Here is an 18,562-nt window from a genome sequence, read left to right on the forward strand (position 1 = left end):
TTGCTCGACGCTCAGATCGGTCGGTGGCAAGGCAGGCGCGCATGAAAGCGCTGGCGCCCCTCCTTGCCCCCATTTGGTTCGCCCAGCTTTTCACCGGGGCGAAGTCCTTCCTCGACAATCCGCTGATCGGGTCGACGCGACTGAATGCGATGGGCCTGCATGTCGCCCGCCTCCGTCTGGCGCATGGCATGACCGCATGGCGGCGCGCGAAACTGACGGCGGCGGTCCGGCCCGACGATCGGGCGATGTTCGACCGGGACGGCGTGGTCGAGATTCGGAACTTCCTGCCCGCCGACACCTTCGCCGCCCTGCGCCAGCAAATCCTGGCCCATCGCGGACCGGCCCGCGAAACCGTGCAGGGCGACACCATCACCCGCCGACTGGCGATCGATCCGACCGCGCGCCTTGCCATTCCTGCTTTCAAGCAATTTCAAAAGGATAGGCGCTGGCGGGCGCTGGCCCGCTATGTTGCCGGCTTCGATATCGAGCCGCTGCTCTATATTCAGTCGATCCTGCCCCTCCGCCATGCGGCGGCGCCCGACCCTCAGACACGCCTTCATGCCGACACTTTCCACCCGGCGATGAAGGCCTGGCTTTTCCTGGAGGACGTCCCCCTGGAAAGCGGCCCCTTCGCCTATGTGCGCGGATCGCATCGCCTGACGCCGGAACGCATCGCCTGGGAACGGGAGCGCAGCCTGCATGTCCGCGATGGCGATTGCCGCCTGTCGGCGCGCGGCTCCTTTCGCATCGAGCCGGGGGAGTTGGCAGGGCTGGGCCTGCCCCAGCCCACGCGCTTTGCCGTACCCGCCAACACGCTGATCGTCGCCGACACGTTCGGCTTTCACGCCCGCACCATGGCAAGCCTGCCGGCCACGCGGATTGAGCTTTGGGCCTATGGCCGGCGCAACCCCTATCGGCCGCTCACGGGATGGGACATTTGGAGCCTGCCCGGCATCGCCGAGCGGCGCGTAGCGCTGCGCTGGTGGCTCGGAGACAGGATGGCCGGCATCATGCCGCAATCCTGGCGCCCCGTAGGGCGCAAGGGGCCGGCGGACGACTGAGCGCCCGCCGACCGAAAAATCAGTTGAAGAGCGTCAGAATGCCGACCTGATGGTCGACGAAACCATCATAGATCATCTTGATCGCGACATAGATGATGACGGCCAGGCCCAGATAGGCGATCCAGCGGAAACGCTCGATATATTTGGCGATGATGTTCGCCGCGATGCCCATCAGCGCGACCGACAGGATCAGGCCGATGATCAGGATGCCCGGATGATCCCGTGCAGCGCCGGCGACGGCGAGGACATTGTCGAGGCTCATCGACACGTCGGCGAGGGCCACAGCCCAGGCGGCGCCGGCGAAGCTCTTGGCCGGGCGCAGGCCCGACACATCGTCGTCGCTGGGATCATGCGGCGTATCCCCGCCCCGCTTGGGATGCAGTTCGCGCCACATCTTCCAGCTGACCCAGAGCAGCAGCAGGCCGCCCGCCAGGATCAGCCCGACGATCTGCATCAGCTGGCTGACCACCAGCGCGAAGGCGATCCGCAGCACCAGCGCGGCGATGATGCCGATCAGGATCACCTTCTGCCGCTGCGCTGCGGGCAGTCCCGCCGCCAGCGCGCCGACGACGATGGCATTGTCGCCGGCCAGCAGGATATCGATCATCAGCACCTGACCGAAGGCAGCCAGCGCGCTCGGCGATCCGATATTGCTGAAGTCGTTGACGATATGCTGCCAGATGTCGGCCGGGGAGCCGAGTCCCTGAGCGGCCGAGGCGGCGGTGGCGATGAGGTCGAACATGGCGGCCTAACGTCCCTGTCTGTAAGAATGGAGAAAGCCGGACCATATACATGGCCCGGCTCTCGCGGCAAAATATATGCGGGTCGGCGGGCGATCCTGGCGACCGCCCCGCGCCTTACTGGTTCATGGTCGCGAAGAAATCCTCGTTGGTCTTGGAATCCTTCATCTTGTCGAGCAGGAATTCCATCGCGTCGACCGTACCCATCTGCATGAGGATGCGGCGCAGCACCCACATCTTGCTGAGCGTCGGCTTCTCGACCAGCAGCTCTTCCTTGCGGGTGCCCGACTTGCCGACGTCCAGCGCCGGGAAGATGCGCTTGTCCGCGACCTTGCGATCGAGCACGATTTCCGAGTTGCCGGTGCCCTTGAACTCTTCGAAGATGACTTCGTCCATGCGGCTGCCCGTGTCGATCAGCGCGGTCGCGATAATGGAGAGCGAACCGCCCTCCTCGATGTTACGCGCAGCGCCGAAGAAGCGCTTCGGCCGCTGGAGCGCGTTGGCGTCGACGCCGCCGGTCAGCACCTTGCCCGACGAGGGAACGACGGTGTTGTAAGCGCGGCCGAGGCGGGTGATCGAATCGAGCAGGATCACCACATCCTTCTTGTGTTCGACCAGGCGCTTGGCCTTCTCGATCACCATTTCGGCGACCTGGACGTGGCGCGTGGCCGGCTCGTCGAAGGTGGAGGAGACGACCTCGCCCTTCACGCTGCGCTGCATGTCGGTGACTTCTTCCGGGCGCTCGTCGATCAGCAGCACGATCAGGAAGACTTCGGGATGATTGTCGGTGATCGCCTTGGCGATGTTCTGCAGCATCACCGTCTTGCCGACGCGAGGCGGCGCGACGATCAGCGTGCGCTGGCCCTTGCCCTGCGGGCTGACGATGTCGATGACGCGGGCCGACTTGTCCTTGACGGTCGGGTCGAGCGTATCGAGCCGCAGTTTTTCGTCCGGATAGAGCGGCGTCAGATTGTCGAAATTGACGCGGTGACGGACGACATCGGGATCGTCGAAATTCACCCGGTTGAGCTTGGTCAGGGCGAAGTAGCGCTCGCCGTCCTTGGGCGCGCGGATTTCGCCTTCCACCGTGTCGCCGGTACGCAGGCCGAACTTGCGGACCTGATTGGGCGAGACATAGATGTCGTCGGGACCGGCCAGGAAATTCGCTTCGGGGCTGCGCAGGAAGCCGAAGCCGTCGGGCAGCACCTCGATCGTGCCCTCGCCCATGATCTGCTCGCCATTTTCCGCCTCGGCCTTGAGGATCGCGAACATCAGATCCTGCTTGCGCAGGGTCGATGCGCCTTCAACGCCCAGTTCTTCGGCCATGGTGACGAGGTCGGCGGGAACTGTCTTCTTGAGGTCCTTGAGATGCATTTGCGAGTCGGTCCGATGCGGTGGTGAGAAAATGGGCCGGAAAGGAAGGAGATAGCCCGACAGAATGGCCGGGAATCCTCGCTCCGGACGGGCGAGGATGTAGCATCTCGCGTGTAGCGATCCGTTGGCCGTCTCGTCAAGGCAGGATGAGGCCTGATTCCGACGGAAAATCACGCTTCCTGGGACATGGATGGCAAGCGGTGGCGCTGGCGCGACGGCCGCCCTCCATGATATAAGCGAGGGACAATATAGAGAGGATGCGGCTATGGGACGGCTCCCCGTTTCGATCAGGGCCTTGCTGGGGATCGCGCTCGCGATCGGCGCCCCGGCCCTTGCCGCGCAGGATGCGCCCGCCCCCACCGCTTCGGTCCTCGATCCCGACGTTCCGCCAGCCGTGGTCCATACCGGACCATCGCTGGACGATCGCGTGACCATTCCGATCTCGATCGACGGCAAGGGGCCGTGGAACTTCATCATCGACACCGGATCGCAGCGCACCGTGATCGCCCGCGACCTGGCGCAGAAGCTGGCGCTCGCGCCGCGCGCCAACGTCATCATCCTGAGCATGACCGGCCGGTCGGAAACCCACACGGTCGCCGTGCCGCGGCTGGGTTTCGCCGGCAGCACCCTCACCGATATCGAGGCGCCGGTGCTGGAGGGAGAGCATCTCGGCGCACCGGGGCTGCTGGGGCTGGACAGCCTGCACGCCAAGCGGGTGACGCTCAATTTCCGTACCGGACGGATGGAGATCGCCAATAGCGGGTCGAGCCGTCGCCTGTCGGTCGATCCCGACACGATCGTGGTGGAGGCGCGCCGCAAGCGCGGTCAGCTGATCCTGCTCGATTCCGACGTCAACGGCATGCGGGTCAACATCATGCTCGACACCGGCACCAATTTCAGCATCGGCAATCTGGCGCTGCGCGACAAGCTGGTCCGCAAGAAACGCGCACCCAACCTGCTCACCGCGACGCTGACCAGCGTCACCGGCGGCACGCTGGTCGGTCAGGTGGGGAAGATCAAGTCGGTGCGAATGGGCCGGGTCAACCTGACCGAAGTGCCGGTGCTCTTCGCCGACGCCAGCCCGTTCAAGGAATTGGGCATGGAGGACAAGCCCGCGCTGATGCTGGGGATCAGCGCGCTTAAGATCTTCGATCGGGTAGCGATCGATTTCGGCCGAGGGAAGGTCGATTTTCTGCTGCCCGATGCGAGCGCGGTAGAGCAGATGCGTTTCGCGGCGAACGACCGGGCAAAGGGGTAAGTCCCCTGCCCGTTCGTCACTGGTTCGGCGTCGGCCGGGTCGCCGGCTGCTGCTGGCGCTGGCGATCGCGGCCCAGCACATTGTCGATCCATTGCTGGTCGAGACGCGGCGGCGAGGGCCGGTCCTCGGGATCGACTTCCATCTGCTGGTCGTCCGGATCGGCCCCCGGCGCCTGCGTCCGGGGACGCTCGATCGGCAGGCCATTCTCGTCAACCATCATGCCGCCGTCCGCGCCCATGCCATTATCCGGCTGGCCATAATAGGCCTCCGCATCCGGCTCCAGCTGCCATTCGGGCAGAGTCACCTCGGTCTCGAACTGCTCGACCGGGCGCTTGGCGACCGCCACCTTCATATAGTCGGCAAAGGCACGTGCGGGCGCCCGGCCGCCATAGAGCGCGGGCACCGCCTTGGCATCGTCGCGCCCGACCCAGACGCCGGTGGTGATGCCGCTTGAGAAGCCCAGGAACCAGCCATCCTTGCCGCTGTTGGTGGTGCCGGTCTTGCCCGCGACCGGACGGCCGATCTGCGCCGCCTTCCCAGTGCCGGTGGACACGGCGGTCTGCATCAGGTCCGTCATGCCGGCCGCAACCCAGGGGGCGACCAGCACGCGGCTGGTATCGTCCTGATGCTGGTAGAGCAGGCGCCCGTCTGCGGTCGTCACCTTGGTGATGCCATAGGGCGTCACCGCGATGCCCTTGCGCGCGATCGAGGCGAAGGCACGGGTCATATCGAGCAGGCGGACGTCCGACGTGCCCAGCACCATCGAGGGATGGGTGTTGATCGGCGTGGTGACACCGAAGCGGCGCGCCATGTCGGCGACGGTCGGGAATCCGACCTCCACGCCCAGCTTCGCCGCGACCGTGTTGATCGAATAGGCGAAGGCGGTGCGGATATCGATGTCGCCGGCGAACTTGCCGTTGCTGTTGCGCGGGCTCCAGCCGTTGATCGTCACCGGCTCGTCGGTGACGCCCGTATCGGGCGTATAGCCCGCCTCCAGCGCCGCCATATAGACGAAGATTTTCCAGGCCGACCCCGGCTGGCGCGTTGCAGTCGTGGCGCGATTATAGTTGGACGTCACATAGTCGAGACCGCCGACCATCGCCCGCACCGCGCCGTCGCGATCCAGGCTAACCAGCGCACCCTGCGTGCCCGCCGGGACATTGGCCTTGATCGATGCGGTCGCGGCATTCTGCATGCCGAGGTCGATGGTGGTATAGACCTCCAGCGGCTCATTGGGTTCGTCGATCAACAGGTCGAGCTGGGGCAGCGCCCAGTCGGTGAAGTAGCGCACGCTGTTCTGCGGCGGCTCAGGCGCCATACGCACGCCGGCCAGATTGGCACTGGCATGGTCGGAAGCGGAGATCGCGCCATTTTCCTGCATCAGGTCCAGCACCACGCCGGCGCGGCCGATCGCGGCGTCGGCATCGGCGGTGGGCGAATAGCTGGACGGCGCCTTGACCAGACCGGCGATAATCGCGGCCTCGGGCAGATCGAGCGACGTGGCGGGATGACCGAAGAACTTCCGGCTGGCCGCGTCGATGCCATAGGCGCCACCGCCGAAATACACCTTGTTGAGATAGAGTTCGAGGATCTGCCGCTTGGAGAATTTCCGCTCCAGCGCCAGCGCCAGCACCATTTCACGGATTTTCCGGCCGAAGCTGTAGCTGTTGTTGAGGAAGATATTGCGCGTCACCTGCTGGGTGATGGTCGATGCGCCCTGCCAGCGCCGCCCTTGCCCGCGTCGCTCCACCGCAACCCAGGCCGCTCGCACCATGCCGATCGGATCGACGCCGGGATGGAGATAGAAACGCTTGTCCTCGGTCGATACCATGGCGTCGACCATGACCTGCGGGATGCGGTCATAGCTCAGCCACTGGCCGAAGCTCGGCCCCAGAGACACGATGACGCGACCGTCCGCGGCATGGACGCGGATCATCTGGCCGTTGGGGGAGGATTTCAGACTGTCATAGTCGGGCAGCGACTGCATCGCGATCACCACCGCGACCACCACCGCCAATATGCCTGCCACAGCCGCCGCCAGACCGATCTTCAGCCCCCGCGTCAGCCATATCCTTGCGCGGCTACGCTGCGCGCCTTTGCTCTTGCTTGATCCTGCCATTTGTGCCGCCCCGAATAGGCGCTAATCCGCGCGTCGGCCAGCGCAAATCATGCACCCGGCGCGGAAAAAGACCGTCGCGGCGTCATGGGGATTGGCGGTTTACCGGCGATGAACGCCTACCTTCCCGCCAATCGCCCGGCCCGCGCGGAAAGGCGTATTCCAGCGTCGATCCAGCCCGTCCGAACGATGGCGAGAGCCATGCAGGCGGCTATTTGGCGTCGTCGCGCGATTTGAAATCCAGGCTGGCGCTGTTCATGCAGTAACGCAGGCCATTGACCCCCGGCCCGTCGGGAAAGACATGACCCAGATGCCCTTCGCAACTGGCGCAGCGCACCTCGGTACGGATCATGCCATGGCTGTTGTCGCGAATCTCCTCGACCGCGTCGATGTCCACCGGCGCGGTGAAGCTGGGCCAGCCCGATCCGCTGTCATATTTTTCCTCGGCGTCGAACAGTTCCGCCCCGCAACCGGCGCAAAAATAGACGCCATCGGCCTTGTTGCTGTTATATTTGCCGGTAAAGGCGCGTTCCGTGCCCGCCTCCCGCAGCACATGAAATTGTTCCGGGGAAAGGCGGTCGCGCCATTCGGCGTCGGTGAGGATCAGCTTCTCCATGGCCGCAATATGGCGCTGTCTGACAGGTCGATCAAGCCCGCTCGCGCGCCGCCTGTCGCGCAATCGCCAGAAGTTCGTGGCGCACCATCAGGTCGCCCAGTCCTCTGCCCCCGCGGCTGGCCCGCTCGGCCTCCAGCAGCCGCTGGACCACGCGCGCGATGCCGCCCGAATCCCACAGCCGCACCTGCCGCGACACCAGCCCCTTCTCTTTCCAGAACACTGCCTTGCCGGCCGATTCGACGGCACCCTCCAGCCGTCCGCTGGCGTCGAACGCCTCGCGGATATTGGCAATCAGCATGGCACGGGTCAGCAACGGCCGGATGACCGAGGCCATGGCCGCGCCGGTTTCGCTCAGGCTGGTCAGCTCGCGATGCATGACCTTGAGGTCGCCGCCCAGCACCGCATTGACCAGCGGCGCGATCTCCGTATCGGGATTGTCGGCGGAAAGTGCGTCCAGCGCTTCGGCCGTCGCCTCTGTCGGGCGGTCGGGCGCCGCGTCCAGATAGAGAACCAGCTTCTCCACCTCTCCCGCCATCAACGCCCGGTCGCCATTGGCGAGGTCGACGATCCGGCGGGCGAGGTCAGTCGGCAGGCGCAGCCCGCTTTCGCGCGCGATGGCGATCGCGATCTGCTCCGATTCCCGCGCATCGGGCTGGTAGGAAATGAACGCCATCGTCGCCTTATGGTCGAGGGCCAGCTTGACCAGCTTGGACGTGGCCTTGAGCGCGCCGGCGACCGCGATCACCGGATTGCCCGCCGCCTCCGCTTCCAGCAGCGCGTTCAGCGCCGGCACCGATTCCTCGCCCATGCCGTTGATGCGTATCCAGCGCCGATCGCCGAACATGGAGATGGACGCCGCTTCATCGGCGAGCCGCGCGGGGTCGTCCTTGAGCGTCGATCCGTCCAGGTCGATCCGTTCGGCCTGCGGCCCCATCGCCCGTTCCAGCCGCTTCGCCAGCGCCTGGCTCCCAGCCTCGTCGGGACCGTAGAGCAGGAAGAAGCGGATGTCGGCCGAAGCCCCCTGACCTGGCGCGTCGAGCGCCTTTTCGATCTGGCCGCGATTGGCCTTCAAGGAGTGGCCGCCTTGCGCGAGAAAAGCGCCAGCCGGGTCACGATCTGGTCCGCCACCGTCTGCGACAGCCGTTCCAGCGCGGTATCTTCGGCCGCTATCGTCGCATATTCGCTCGACGTCACGTCGATGCCCGCGTCCGATCCGGCGGTGTCGTCCAGTATCTGCGCGCCGGTCGCTTCATCAATCAGCTGGTAGCGCGCGCGCAGCGTCCGCCGCTCGCGCGTGATGGCGGCGTCGGAACGAAGGCCGAAGCCGGCGATATTGTCGTCCAGCTTGACCACCAGCCGGTAGCGCGGGCCGCTGCCGCCCTGCATCGCGGCGAGCCGGTCATTGAGCGCGTTGCGCACCAGCCAGCCGCCCTTGCCCTCGATCGGCGCGACCTCGACATTGCCGAGCGCCTGCGCCGCCGCGCCATGCCCGCCCCCGCCATAGACCGGGCGCAGCCCGCAGGCGGTGAGCAGGAGTGGAACGGCGAGGAGGGGAAGGATGCGCTTCATAATCTGAACCCTTAGACCCTCCGTCGTTCCCGCGAAAGCGCGGGAACGACGTGGTTCGATTTAGATCACCAGATTCACCAGACGATCCGGCACCACGATGACCTTCTTCGGCGTCGCGCCGTCTAGGATACGGACCACATTGGGCGCGGCAAGGGCCAGCTTTTCCAGCTCGTCCTTGGGCGTCCCCTTGGGCACGGTGATGGTGTCGCGCAGCTTGCCCATCACCTGGCAGGCGATGGTGACTTCGTCATCGACCAGCAACGCCGGATCGACCGCCGGCCAGGCGGCGTCGGCGATAAGACCGTCCTGCGCCATCTCGGCCCAGCCCTCTTCGGCCAAATGCGGCGTCATCGGCGCGACCAGCAGCGCGAGCGCACGGATCGCGGCGGTGCGCGAGGCGGAGGGCTTGGCCTTTTCGATCGCGTTCACCAGTTCGTAGATCTTGGCGACGGCCTTGTTGAAGCCCAGCGCCTCGACATCCTTGGCGACGCCATCGATGGTCTGGTGCAGCTTGCGGTCCAGCGCCTTGTCCTGACCCTCGGCACTTGCATCCGCCTCGCCGAACAGGCGCCAGACGCGGTTGACGAAGCGCCAGCTGCCCTCGATCCCCGCCTCGGTCCAGGGCAGGTCGCGTTCCGGTGGGCTGTCGGACAGCATGAACCAGCGCACCGCGTCCGCGCCATATTGGGCGATGATGTCATCGGGATCGACGACATTCTTCTTGGACTTGGACATTTTCTCGACGCGGCCGACTTCGACCGGCAAGTTCGACCCACGTTCAAAAAGCTGGCCATCCTTTTTGACCAAGTCAGAAGGCGAGGCCCAGTGCCAGACTTTTCCACCCGGGCCGTCATGACGGATCGCGCGATACGTCTCATGCGTCACCATGCCCTGCGTGAACAGGCCGGTGAACGGCTCGGCAAAGTCCAGCTGCCCCATATGCTGGAGCGCGCGGGTCCAGAAGCGGGCGTAGAGAAGATGCAGGATCGCATGTTCCACGCCGCCAATATATTGGCCGACCGGCAGCCATTGCTCGACCGTGGCGCGATCGAACGGCTTGTCCTTGGGCTGGCTGGCGAAACGGATAAAATACCAGCTCGAATCCGCGAAGGTATCGAGCGTGTCGGTCTCGCGCACCGCCGGCTTGCCGCAGGACGGGCAGTCGACATGCTTCCAGCTCGGATGACGATCGAGCGGATTGCCGGGAATGTCGAAGCTGACATCCTCGGGTAGCACGACGGGCAACTGGTCCTTTGGCACGCCAACCGGGCCGCAGGCCTCGCAATGGATCACCGGGATCGGCGTGCCCCAGTAACGCTGGCGCGACACACCCCAGTCGCGCAGGCGGAACACGGTCTTGCCCGCGCCCCAGCCTTCGGATTCGGCGCGTGCGATGACGGCGGCCTTCGCCTCTTCCACGGCCATGCCGTCGAGGAAGCGCGAGTTCACCAGATGGCCGGGGCCGGTATAGGCTTCGTCATGGATCGGCTTGTCGGCCTCGCCTTCCAGCGCGACGACGCGTTCGACCGGCAACATATATTTGCGCGCAAAATCGAGGTCGCGCTGGTCATGGCCCGGCACGCCCATGACCGCGCCGGTGCCATAGTCCATCAGCACGAAATTGGCGATGAAGACCGGCAGATGCCAGTCGGGATCGAACGGGTGCGCGACGGTGAGACCGGTGTCGAAGCCCAGCTTCTCGGCCGTCTCCAGCTCGGCGGCGGTGGTGCCGCCTTCCTTGCACTTCTCGATGAAGGCGGCCGCGTCCGGGTTGTTCGCCGCCACCGCCTGCGCGACCGGATGGTCGGCCGCGATCGCGACGAAGCTCGCCCCGAAGATCGTGTCCGGGCGGGTCGAATAGACTTCGATCTCGCTGTCGAACGGCGCAACCGGCTTGAAATGGAACTGCAGGCCGACCGACTTGCCGATCCAATTCTCCTGCATGGTCCGCACCTTATCAGGCCACTGGTCGAGCGTTCCCAGCCCTTCCAGCAGGTCGTCGGCGAACTGGGTGATCTTGAGGAACCACTGGGAAAGCTTGCGCTTCTCGACCAGCGCGCCCGAACGCCAGCCGCGCCCGTCGATCACCTGCTCGTTCGCCAGCACGGTCATGTCGACCGGATCCCAGTTGACCGCTGATTCCTTGCGATAGACCAGCCCGGCTTCCAGCATGTCTAGGAACAAAGCCTGTTCATGGCCATAATAGTCCGGCTCGCAGGTCGCGAGTTCGCGGCTCCAGTCGATCGCGAAGCCCAGCTTCTTGAGCTGCGCACGCATGTTGGCGATATTGTCGCGGGTCCAGCTGCCGGGATGGACCTTCTTTTCCATCGCCGCATTTTCGGCCGGCATGCCGAACGCGTCCCAGCCCATCGGATGCAGCACTTCATGGCCGGTCATCCGGCGGAAGCGCGCCAGCACGTCGCCCATCGAGTAATTGCGGACATGGCCGATATGGATACGCCCCGACGGATAGGGGAACATCTCCAGCACATAGGAACGCGGCTTGGAGGAAGAATCGTCGGCCTTGAAGCTCTGCTGCTTATCCCAGGTCGCCTGCCAGCGGGCGTCGGCCTCCAGCGGGTTGAAGCGCCTCTGCATGTCTATTCCTTACAAATGCGATCGGGCTGGGCTTTTCACAAGCCCAGCCCCATATGGTGCGAAAACAGGACGTTACCAACGCCCCGAAAGGGAAGGACTTAGCCGGAGATCGCCATGCGACGCAGGTCGCGCGCCTTGGTGAGGATGATCTCTTCCAGCTTCTGCGTCGTTGCGGCCTTGACAGGCGCGTCGACCCACTGGCCATTCTGGTTGACCTGGCGGCTGGCCGCGACGCGCAGCGCGTCGGCGCGCAGATCCTGGTCGAGGATCGATACGGTCAGCTTCATCCGTTCGGTCGGCGTATTCGGATTGGTGTACCAGTCGGTCACGATGACGCCGCCGTTCGAATCCGTCTGCACCATCGGCATGAAGGACAGCGTGTCGAGGCTGGCGCGCCACAGATAGGCGTTGACGCCGATCGTCGTCACCTTCGACGCGGCGATATCCGCCTTCGGACGCTCCTTGGAACCGCCCCCGCAGGCGGCAAGCGGCAGGAGCGCGGCCAGCAGAAGACCGGTGGAAACAGAAGCGGAAAGGCGGCGGACCATCAGGCATGTCCTAGCTAGGAAGACGAAAATCAGCCCGCTTCTATAGTGCTCGGGCGATAATGGGCAAGGGGGCGCAACCGTGCAACGGATCGGCCCATCGCGATCCCGCCGCTCCGTCCGTCGGAACGGGCCGGTCGGTCATGTGTATTCCGTGCAACAGCTCCGACAAAAAGGGAGTCCTCCCTCTAGTCAGTGGTGGCTTTGCGGGTGTAGAGCGTTACCAAAGATATAAATCGGGGACGAGATTCGAATCATGCGTGTGAACAGGGGATATTTGACAGTGGCGGGCGCGGCGGTTGCCGTGGCCGGCTTCCTGTTGTCTCCCGCGTTCGGCGCTGCAGCCGGCTTTACGGCTGCGCATCTCGATTCCCGCGTGTCGCTCGGCGCGCTGGGCAGCATCTCCTCCTTCACGCCGACGACCAAGGATCCGCAGCTCGCGGCCGCCTATGCGAAGATCGCCGCGTCGGCCAGCCGTCAGGGCTTCCGCTTTACGCCGACCAGCGGGTCGATGAGCGGCCAGCGCTCGATCACCATCATGGTCCGTGCGGCAGAACGCCTCACCAACCCGGCAGCCGATCCGGTCGACATCAAGCCGATGGCGTTCAGCCTCAATGGCGCGCACAATTGGCGCAAGTTCGCCCTGCCCGAAGCGGTGGGCCGCAAGGCGCTGGACCCGGTGCCGGTCGAAACGATGGTCGATTCCAAGAATTTCTCGCTGGATGACGGCAAGAAGGACCGTTTCAGCACCAAGGTGCTGATCGAAAGCCGCCGCGATCCCGCAGCGACCGTCCGCAATCCGTCGGCGGACAAGGATTATTCGCTGGATCTCGCCAGTTCCTATTCGCTGACCCGTAACCTCAATGTGACGGCGGGCTTGCGCTACAATAATAATGTCGCGGGTCGCCTGACCCCGATGACCGACGACCGGCAGGACAGCCAGGCCGTCTATCTCGGCACCATCTTCAAATTCTGATTCAGCCTCCAGGCTGAACTGGTAGATCGAGCCTGCGCGCATGACGCGCAGGCCTGACCTTTGCCGTATTGATCAATGATGCGCGGGCGGACGCTCTTACAACACCGCCGCTATCAGCCCCAAAGCCTGGGCCTCACTGGCTTCCAGATACCAATTCTCCGGCGCCTTCTGCAAAAGCTCCGCCATCGTCACCTGCGAACCCAGGATCAGATTCTCAAACCCCTCATTCTGGATCGCGATCGAGGATTCGATCTCGTTCAGCGTGGCCTTGAGCGTCGCGATGCAGGTTGACAGCGGTCCGGCCAGCTGGATCGCCTTGGTGATGATCCGCTCATGGATCATCAGCCGCGTGCCGCGCGTCAGATAGCGATTCTCCGTCGCGAAGAAGCTCATGAAGGTTGCGCCGGCCGAATAGACCGCCGTCCGTCCCATGAACACCAGTCGTCTTTCCGGATAGAGTTCGGAATGGAAGCGGATATCCTCCCCCATCAGCCGGGCGATCTCCGGGTCGCCGCCCAGGGTGGAGATTTCCACCACCACCAGCCCCTGTTGCGGCGCGGTCGACAGGCAGTTCTTGAAATGCAGATACATGCCATGATCGACGATGCCCGACAGCATGATGGCGGGAAATTCGAAATCCTTGGGCGAAAGCATGGGGGCAGTCATCAACATCAAGCCATCCTCGTTTCTGCACGACGTCGCTGCACTACGCCCCAGCCCGCAAAAGGTGCCGCCCGTTCGGCAAGCGCATGGCGCAACAGCTTACGCGTCTGGCTTGCGCATGGCGCAACAGCTTACGCTTTTGACTGGCGCGCCGCGCAACAGGCTGTAAAGAACAGATCATGACCAAAGAGCAGGTCGCCAAAGGGCAGGACAGATGATCGCGAAACTCAAGGGGCGGCTCGACAGCACCGGCATCGACCATGCCATCATCGATGTGGGCGGCGTCGGCTATCTTGTGGGCGCCTCTTCCCGAACGCTCGCGGCGCTCGGCCCGGTGGGCGAAGCGGTGACGATCCACACCGAAATGCTGGTATCGGACGACGCCATCCGCCTCGTCGGCTTCGCCCGTGCGGACGAACGCGACTGGTACCGGCTGCTCACCCATGTGCAGGGCGTCGGGTCGCGCGTGGCGCTGGCGATCCTGTCCGCGCTGGAGCCGCACGACCTGCACCGCGCCATCGCCGCCGGCGACAAGGCGATGGTCGCGCGCGCGAACGGTGTCGGCCCCAAGCTCGCCCAGCGCATCGTCAACGAACTCAAGGACAAGATCGGCGCGGTCGCCGGCGGCGGTGCCATCGGCATAAGCGGCGGCGTGACGCTCCCCGCCGGCAGCTTCGGCGCCGACGCGCTCTCCGCCCTGCAGAATCTCGGCTTCAAGCCCGCCGAAGCCAGCAGCGCCGTGGCCGCCGCCGAAGAGGAACTGGGCGAAGGCGCCAGCCTTGATGAACTGGTGCGGCTTGCGCTGCGGAAGGCGGCGAAGTGAGCTGCGCATTGGATTGCGATGGCGAAAGGGCTAAGCTTTGATAATGGCAAATCTGAACATTCCCATGCCCCCGGCGCTTGAACAATGGGTTGACGTCCGACTGGCGCAGGGCCGTTACGCCGATGCTGCGGACTATATTCGCGACTTGATCCGCCGTGATCAGGAGGCGGCCGAAGAGGACCGGCAATGGGTTCGCGCAAAGATCGAGGAAGGCTTTGCCTCGGGCGTGATCGATGCGGAACCGGAGGATGTCTTGAGAGAGATCATGGCGCGTCTGCCTGATGCCTAGGATCAGACTTACAGTCGCCGCACGACAGGATCTCAATGACATTCAGGACAGGGGTCTGGAAAGTTTCGGCCCAGAGGTCGTTCGGGCGCATATGCTGGGTTTCGAACGCGTTTTTACGCTATTGCGCGCACACCCCGCCGCGGGTGAAGCAAGGCCCGATTATGGCGAAGGCATCCGGGTATTTTCTCATCGACCGCATCGGATTTTCTATCATCATATTGGCGAGAAAGACATTTTGATCGTGCGCATCCTGCATTCAGCGATGGACGCTGTCGGCGTGATGAGACACCATTCATGACCGACGACCGCCTGCTCACCCCCGCGCGCCGTCCAGAAGATGTCGACGCCGCGCTGCGCCCCAAGTCGCTGGACGAGTTCGTCGGCCAGCAGGCGGCGCGCGAGAATCTGCGTATCTTCATCCAGGCGGCGAAGTCGCGCGGCGATGCGCTCGACCATGTGCTTTTCTTCGGCCCACCGGGCCTGGGCAAGACCACGCTGGCGCAGATCGTCGCCAAGGAAATGGGCGTCGGCTTCCGCGCCACGTCCGGCCCCGTCATCGCCAAGTCGGGCGACCTCGCCGCGCTGCTCACCAATCTCGATGAGGGCGACGTCCTCTTCGTCGATGAGATTCATCGCCTCAATCCGGCGGTCGAGGAAGTGCTCTATCCCGCTATGGAGGACCGAGCGCTCGACCTGATGATCGGCGAAGGGCCGTCGGCGCGCTCGGTCCGCATCGACCTGCCCCGCTTCACGCTCGTTGGCGCGACGACGCGGCAGGGGCTGCTCACTACACCGCTGCGGGACCGGTTCGGCATCCCGGTGCGGCTGCAATTCTACACGGTCGAGGAACTGGAACTGGTCGTCCGCCGCGCCGCGCGGCTGCTCGACCTTCCCATCACCTCCGACGGGGCGATCGAGATTGCGCGCCGCTCGCGGGGCACGCCGCGTATCTCCGGGCGGCTGCTGCGCCGGGTGCGCGACTTCGCTAATGTCGCGGGCGCACCTTCGGTCGATCGCAAGGTCGCCGACGCCGCGCTCCAGCGGCTGGAGGTCGACCAGCTTGGCCTTGACCTCATGGACCGGCGCTATCTGATGATGATCGCCGATATCTATCGGGGCGGGCCGGTCGGTGTCGAGACGCTGGCGGCGGGCCTGTCCGAAGCGCGCGACACGATCGAGGAAGTGATCGAGCCTTATCTGATCCAGCTCGGCCTCATCGCCCGCACCGCGCGCGGCCGTTGCCTCAACGGTCCGGGCTGGAAGCATCTGGGTCTCAATCCGCCGGCCGGATCGCAGGACGGTCTGTTCGACTGAAGATTTCCGATCGGATGGACTCATCCGACCGGAAATCCCGTAAAAGCAAAATGCAACAATCCGAAAGTCATGGCCGTTACGGCAGGGCATCGTTATAGCCTTGCCCAACGCACAGGCGCGCGCCAGACGCACCGGAAACCGCAGGAGTCGAGCCTTGAGGGCCATCGAGAAATTTCCCAACCTCGTCACCATGTTCTTCACCCGCGCGCAGGAAAAGGGCGATGCCCCCTTCCTCTGGCGCAAGAGCGGCGGCCAGTGGCAATCGCTGAGCTGGGCCGACACCGCGCGGCAGGTCGCCTCGCTCGCCGCCGCATTGAAGGCGCAGGGATTGAAGCCGGGCGATCCGGTGATGCTGGTCAGCGAGAACCGCCCCGAATTCTGCATCGCCGACCTCGCCATCATGGCGGCGGGCTGCATCACCGTGCCGACCTACACCACCAACACGACGCGCGATCACCAGCATATCCTGACCGACAGCGGCGCCCGCGCCGTCATCGTGTCGACCGCCAAGCTGGCGCAGGCGCTGATGCCCGCCGTGGTCCGGTCGCAGGCCAGCTTCGTCATCGGCATGGAGCCGCTGCGCGGCGCGCAGGGCACCTGCGCCTGCCACCTATGGAGCGACCTGCTTGGCGCCCATTCCGCGGATGTGGACGCCATCGCCGCCAGCCAGACCGCGACGCGCAACGAGCAGGCCTGCATCATCTACACCAGCGGCACCGGCGGCGCGCCGCGCGGGGTGATGCAGCATCATGGCGCGATCCTCGCCAATGTCGAGGGCGCGGGCAAGGTCGTGGCGGAGGATTTCGGCTGGGGCGACGAGATATTCCTGTCCTTCCTCCCCCTCTCCCATGCCTATGAGCATAGCGGTGGCCAGTTCCTGCCGATGCTGCTGGGCGGGCAGATCTATTATGCCGAAGGGCTGGAAAAGCTTGCCTCCAACATCGAGGAAGCGCGCCCGACCATCATGGTCGTCGTCCCCCGCCTGTTCGAGGTGCTGCGCACGCGCATCATCAAGTCGATCGAGAAGCAGGGCAAATTCCCGACCTATCTGCTGGGCCAGGCGCTGCGCATCGCGGCCAAGGAGCAGGCCGGCAAGACGTCGATCCTCGACCTGCCGATGAAGGCGCTGCTGTCGCGCACCCTGATTCCCAAGATCCGCGCGCGCTTCGGCGGACGGATGAAGGCGCTGGTATCGGGCGGCGCGCCGCTCAATCCCGACGTCGGCCTGTTCTTCGACGCCATGGGCCTGACCCTGCTCCAGGGCTATGGCCAGACCGAGGCCGGGCCGGTGGTGAGCTGCAACCGCCCCGCCGCCGGCATCGCCATGGACACGGTCGGCCCGCCGCTCGACGGGGTGGAAGTCCGGATCGCCGAGGATGGCGAGATCCTCGTGCGTGGCGAGCTGGTCATGCACGGCTATTGGCGCAACCCGGCCGAGACGGAAAAAGCGCTCAAGGATGGCTGGCTCCACACCGGCGATATCGGCGAGATCGACAGCCGCGGCCGCATCCGCATCACCGATCGCAAGAAGGATCTGATCGTCAATGACAAGGGCGATAATGTCTCACCGCAGAAGGTCGAGGGCATGCTGACGCTCCAGAGCGAGATCGGGCAGGCCATGGTCCATGGCGACCGCCGCCCCTATCTGGTCGGCCTGATCGTACCCGACGCCGACTGGACCCGCGAATGGGCCACCGAACGCGGCATCATGGTGGAGGCTGCTACGTCCGATCCTGCCTATCAGGCGGCCTTGCGCGTGGCGGTCGACCGGGTGAATGACGACCTGTCGGTGATCGAGCGCGTCCGCCGCTTCATCCTGGCCGACGAAGCCTTCACCATCGAGAATGAGGAAATGACCCCCTCGATGAAGATCCGCCGCCATGTGATCCGCAAGCGCTACGCTGACCGGCTGGACGCGCTCTACAAGGGGTGAGGCGCTCGTTGGCATATGCCACGTCATATGCTAGGATTTCGGCATGAACATCGAACGACATGTCAAACTGTTCAAGAATGGCCGCAGTCAGGCCGTGCGCATCCCCCGGGAGTTCGAATTGCCGGGCGACGAAGCGATCATGCGAAAAGAAGGCTCGCGCATCATCATCGAGCCAGCCCCCACGCCGTCACTGCTTGCCCGCCTGCAAAGCCTGCAGCCGATTGAAGAGGATTTCGATCCGATTGGTGATGGGCCTGCCGAGCCGGTTGCATTCTGAATCATGTTTCTCCTCGACACCAATATCCTGTCGGACCTCGTCCGGCATCCTCAAGGCGTCATCGCCACACAGATCGCCGAAGTCGGTGAGAGCGAAATCGCGACCAGCATCATCGTCGCAAGCGAGTTGCGCTATGGCGCGGAGCGGCGCGGATCGGAACGGCTGACCGCCCAACTGGAAACGATACTCGAACTCATTCCCATCCTCCCGTTAGGCGATGATGCGGATAGGCATTATGGGCGGCTGCGCGCGACTCTGGAACGCCGCGGCACGCCGATCGGCGCGAACGACATGCTGATCACAGCACATGCTCTCACCCTTGGAGCGACGCTCGTGACTGACAATGTCCGGGAGTTTGAGCGCGTAGAAAAACTCCGTATCGTCAACTGGTTAAGGGCCGACTGATACAT

19 protein-coding genes are annotated in these 18,562 nt (G+C 64.6%); 10 read left to right on the top strand and 9 right to left on the bottom strand.

Going from position 1 to position 18,562, the window contains the following annotated elements; all coding sequences use genetic code 11:
* The first annotated feature begins 41 nt into the window (after positions 1 to 41).
* Entirely contained in the window at positions 42 to 1,061 is a 1,020-nt protein-coding gene (locus DM806_RS22990) for a phytanoyl-CoA dioxygenase family protein (protein ID WP_179045484.1), read from the top strand.
* A 19-nt stretch (positions 1,062 to 1,080) separates the two neighbouring features.
* On the opposite strand, the gene DM806_RS22995 is transcribed toward DM806_RS22990, so the two are convergent.
* Positions 1,081 to 1,803: a YjbE family putative metal transport protein gene (locus tag DM806_RS22995; RefSeq protein ID WP_179045485.1), complete on the bottom strand. Its 723-nt coding sequence runs from the start codon at positions 1,801 to 1,803 to the stop codon at positions 1,081 to 1,083.
* Positions 1,804 to 1,918: 115 nt separating this feature from the next.
* The gene (rho, locus tag DM806_RS23000; RefSeq protein WP_179045486.1) at positions 1,919 to 3,175 is read right to left on the bottom strand and encodes a transcription termination factor Rho; all 1,257 of its coding nucleotides are present in this window, start codon (positions 3,173 to 3,175) and stop codon (positions 1,919 to 1,921) included.
* A gap of 265 nt (positions 3,176 to 3,440) precedes the next feature.
* On the opposite strand from rho, the gene DM806_RS23005 reads away from it, so the two are divergent.
* On the top strand, positions 3,441 to 4,433 hold the full coding sequence (locus tag DM806_RS23005) for a retroviral-like aspartic protease family protein (RefSeq protein WP_179045487.1): 993 nt from the start codon (positions 3,441 to 3,443) through the stop codon (positions 4,431 to 4,433).
* 16 nt (positions 4,434 to 4,449) lie between these two features.
* Here DM806_RS23005 and DM806_RS23010 read toward each other — a convergent pair whose 3' ends face one another.
* The 6 genes from DM806_RS23010 to DM806_RS23035 form a co-directional block, all read right to left on the bottom strand.
* Entirely contained in the window at positions 4,450 to 6,552 is a 2,103-nt protein-coding gene (locus DM806_RS23010) for a transglycosylase domain-containing protein (protein ID WP_179045488.1), read from the bottom strand.
* Between the two features lie 208 nt (positions 6,553 to 6,760).
* Positions 6,761 to 7,165 carry a peptide-methionine (R)-S-oxide reductase MsrB gene (gene msrB, locus DM806_RS23015; protein WP_179045489.1) on the bottom strand — a complete coding sequence of 135 codons (405 nt, stop codon included), beginning with the start codon at positions 7,163 to 7,165 and terminating at the stop codon, positions 6,761 to 6,763.
* 31 nt (positions 7,166 to 7,196) lie between these two features.
* Complete coding sequence (holA, locus tag DM806_RS23020) at positions 7,197 to 8,237, bottom strand: DNA polymerase III subunit delta (protein WP_179045490.1); 1,041 nt, start codon at positions 8,235 to 8,237, stop codon at positions 7,197 to 7,199.
* Positions 8,234 to 8,734, bottom strand: a complete 501-nt coding sequence (lptE, locus tag DM806_RS23025; RefSeq protein ID WP_179045491.1) for an LPS assembly lipoprotein LptE — start codon at positions 8,732 to 8,734, stop codon at positions 8,234 to 8,236. Before lptE ends, holA begins: the two co-directional genes overlap by 4 nt.
* 60 nt (positions 8,735 to 8,794) lie before the next feature.
* Positions 8,795 to 11,332 carry a leucine--tRNA ligase gene (gene leuS / locus DM806_RS23030; RefSeq protein WP_179045492.1) on the bottom strand — a complete coding sequence of 846 codons (2,538 nt, stop codon included), beginning with the start codon at positions 11,330 to 11,332 and terminating at the stop codon, positions 8,795 to 8,797.
* Positions 11,333 to 11,430: 98 nt separating this feature from the next.
* The gene (locus tag DM806_RS23035; protein ID WP_179045493.1) at positions 11,431 to 11,880 is read right to left on the bottom strand and encodes a DUF3576 domain-containing protein; all 450 of its coding nucleotides are present in this window, start codon (positions 11,878 to 11,880) and stop codon (positions 11,431 to 11,433) included.
* Between the two features lie 253 nt (positions 11,881 to 12,133).
* Between DM806_RS23035 and DM806_RS23040 the strand changes: the two genes are divergently transcribed.
* Entirely contained in the window at positions 12,134 to 12,853 is a 720-nt protein-coding gene (locus DM806_RS23040) for a hypothetical protein (protein WP_179045494.1), read from the top strand.
* A 96-nt stretch (positions 12,854 to 12,949) separates the two neighbouring features.
* On the opposite strand, the gene DM806_RS23045 is transcribed toward DM806_RS23040, so the two are convergent.
* On the bottom strand, positions 12,950 to 13,525 hold the full coding sequence (locus DM806_RS23045; protein ID WP_179045495.1) for a peptidase S14: 576 nt from the start codon (positions 13,523 to 13,525) through the stop codon (positions 12,950 to 12,952).
* Between the two features lie 205 nt (positions 13,526 to 13,730).
* On the opposite strand from DM806_RS23045, the gene ruvA reads away from it, so the two are divergent.
* The 7 genes from ruvA to DM806_RS23080 all read left to right on the top strand — a co-directional run bounded on the left by ruvA (position 13,731) and on the right by DM806_RS23080 (position 18,557).
* Positions 13,731 to 14,339 carry a Holliday junction branch migration protein RuvA gene (gene ruvA, locus DM806_RS23050; protein WP_179045496.1) on the top strand — a complete coding sequence of 203 codons (609 nt, stop codon included), beginning with the start codon at positions 13,731 to 13,733 and terminating at the stop codon, positions 14,337 to 14,339.
* 43 nt (positions 14,340 to 14,382) lie between these two features.
* Positions 14,383 to 14,628 (top strand): type II toxin-antitoxin system ParD family antitoxin, encoded by a 246-nt coding sequence (locus DM806_RS23055; protein WP_179045497.1) that lies wholly within the window; start codon positions 14,383 to 14,385, stop codon positions 14,626 to 14,628.
* Positions 14,621 to 14,926: a type II toxin-antitoxin system RelE/ParE family toxin gene (locus DM806_RS23060; protein WP_179045498.1), complete on the top strand. Its 306-nt coding sequence runs from the start codon at positions 14,621 to 14,623 to the stop codon at positions 14,924 to 14,926. Before DM806_RS23055 ends, DM806_RS23060 begins: the two co-directional genes overlap by 8 nt.
* The gene (ruvB, locus tag DM806_RS23065) at positions 14,923 to 15,942 is read left to right on the top strand and encodes a Holliday junction branch migration DNA helicase RuvB (RefSeq protein WP_179045499.1); all 1,020 of its coding nucleotides are present in this window, start codon (positions 14,923 to 14,925) and stop codon (positions 15,940 to 15,942) included. Before DM806_RS23060 ends, ruvB begins: the two co-directional genes overlap by 4 nt.
* A gap of 190 nt (positions 15,943 to 16,132) precedes the next feature.
* Positions 16,133 to 17,875 carry an AMP-dependent synthetase/ligase gene (locus DM806_RS23070; protein ID WP_179045604.1) on the top strand — a complete coding sequence of 581 codons (1,743 nt, stop codon included), beginning with the start codon at positions 16,133 to 16,135 and terminating at the stop codon, positions 17,873 to 17,875.
* 43 nt (positions 17,876 to 17,918) lie between these two features.
* Positions 17,919 to 18,152 carry an antitoxin gene (locus DM806_RS23075; RefSeq protein WP_179045500.1) on the top strand — a complete coding sequence of 78 codons (234 nt, stop codon included), beginning with the start codon at positions 17,919 to 17,921 and terminating at the stop codon, positions 18,150 to 18,152.
* Between the two features lie 3 nt (positions 18,153 to 18,155).
* Positions 18,156 to 18,557, top strand: a complete 402-nt coding sequence (locus tag DM806_RS23080; protein WP_179045501.1) for a type II toxin-antitoxin system VapC family toxin — start codon at positions 18,156 to 18,158, stop codon at positions 18,555 to 18,557.
* The last annotated feature ends 5 nt before the right edge of the window (positions 18,558 to 18,562 follow it).

This window comes from Sphingobium lactosutens (assembly GCF_013393185.1).
In the GTDB taxonomy this organism is placed as follows: Bacteria; Pseudomonadota; Alphaproteobacteria; order Sphingomonadales; family Sphingomonadaceae; genus Sphingobium; species Sphingobium lactosutens_A.

Excerpts from the sequence above, each read along its gene's own strand:
- DM806_RS22990 (WP_179045484.1), top strand. The coding sequence starts at position 42 with ATGAAAGCGCTGGCGCCCCTCCTTGCCCCCATTTGGTTCGCCCAGCTT.
- DM806_RS22995 (WP_179045485.1), bottom strand. The coding sequence starts at position 1,803 with ATGTTCGACCTCATCGCCACCGCCGCCTCGGCCGCTCAGGGACTCGGC.
- rho (WP_179045486.1), bottom strand. The coding sequence starts at position 3,175 with ATGCATCTCAAGGACCTCAAGAAGACAGTTCCCGCCGACCTCGTCACC.
- DM806_RS23005 (WP_179045487.1), top strand. The coding sequence starts at position 3,441 with ATGGGACGGCTCCCCGTTTCGATCAGGGCCTTGCTGGGGATCGCGCTC.
- DM806_RS23010 (WP_179045488.1), bottom strand. The coding sequence starts at position 6,552 with ATGGCAGGATCAAGCAAGAGCAAAGGCGCGCAGCGTAGCCGCGCAAGG.
- msrB (WP_179045489.1), bottom strand. The coding sequence starts at position 7,165 with ATGGAGAAGCTGATCCTCACCGACGCCGAATGGCGCGACCGCCTTTCC.
- lptE (WP_179045491.1), bottom strand. The coding sequence starts at position 8,734 with ATGAAGCGCATCCTTCCCCTCCTCGCCGTTCCACTCCTGCTCACCGCC.
- leuS (WP_179045492.1), bottom strand. The coding sequence starts at position 11,332 with ATGCAGAGGCGCTTCAACCCGCTGGAGGCCGACGCCCGCTGGCAGGCG.
- DM806_RS23035 (WP_179045493.1), bottom strand. The coding sequence starts at position 11,880 with ATGGTCCGCCGCCTTTCCGCTTCTGTTTCCACCGGTCTTCTGCTGGCC.
- DM806_RS23040 (WP_179045494.1), top strand. The coding sequence starts at position 12,134 with ATGCGTGTGAACAGGGGATATTTGACAGTGGCGGGCGCGGCGGTTGCC.
- DM806_RS23045 (WP_179045495.1), bottom strand. The coding sequence starts at position 13,525 with ATGTTGATGACTGCCCCCATGCTTTCGCCCAAGGATTTCGAATTTCCC.
- ruvA (WP_179045496.1), top strand. The coding sequence starts at position 13,731 with ATGATCGCGAAACTCAAGGGGCGGCTCGACAGCACCGGCATCGACCAT.
- DM806_RS23055 (WP_179045497.1), top strand. The coding sequence starts at position 14,383 with ATGGCAAATCTGAACATTCCCATGCCCCCGGCGCTTGAACAATGGGTT.
- DM806_RS23060 (WP_179045498.1), top strand. The coding sequence starts at position 14,621 with ATGCCTAGGATCAGACTTACAGTCGCCGCACGACAGGATCTCAATGAC.
- ruvB (WP_179045499.1), top strand. The coding sequence starts at position 14,923 with ATGACCGACGACCGCCTGCTCACCCCCGCGCGCCGTCCAGAAGATGTC.
- DM806_RS23070 (WP_179045604.1), top strand. The coding sequence starts at position 16,133 with ATGTTCTTCACCCGCGCGCAGGAAAAGGGCGATGCCCCCTTCCTCTGG.
- DM806_RS23075 (WP_179045500.1), top strand. The coding sequence starts at position 17,919 with ATGAACATCGAACGACATGTCAAACTGTTCAAGAATGGCCGCAGTCAG.
- DM806_RS23080 (WP_179045501.1), top strand. The coding sequence starts at position 18,156 with ATGTTTCTCCTCGACACCAATATCCTGTCGGACCTCGTCCGGCATCCT.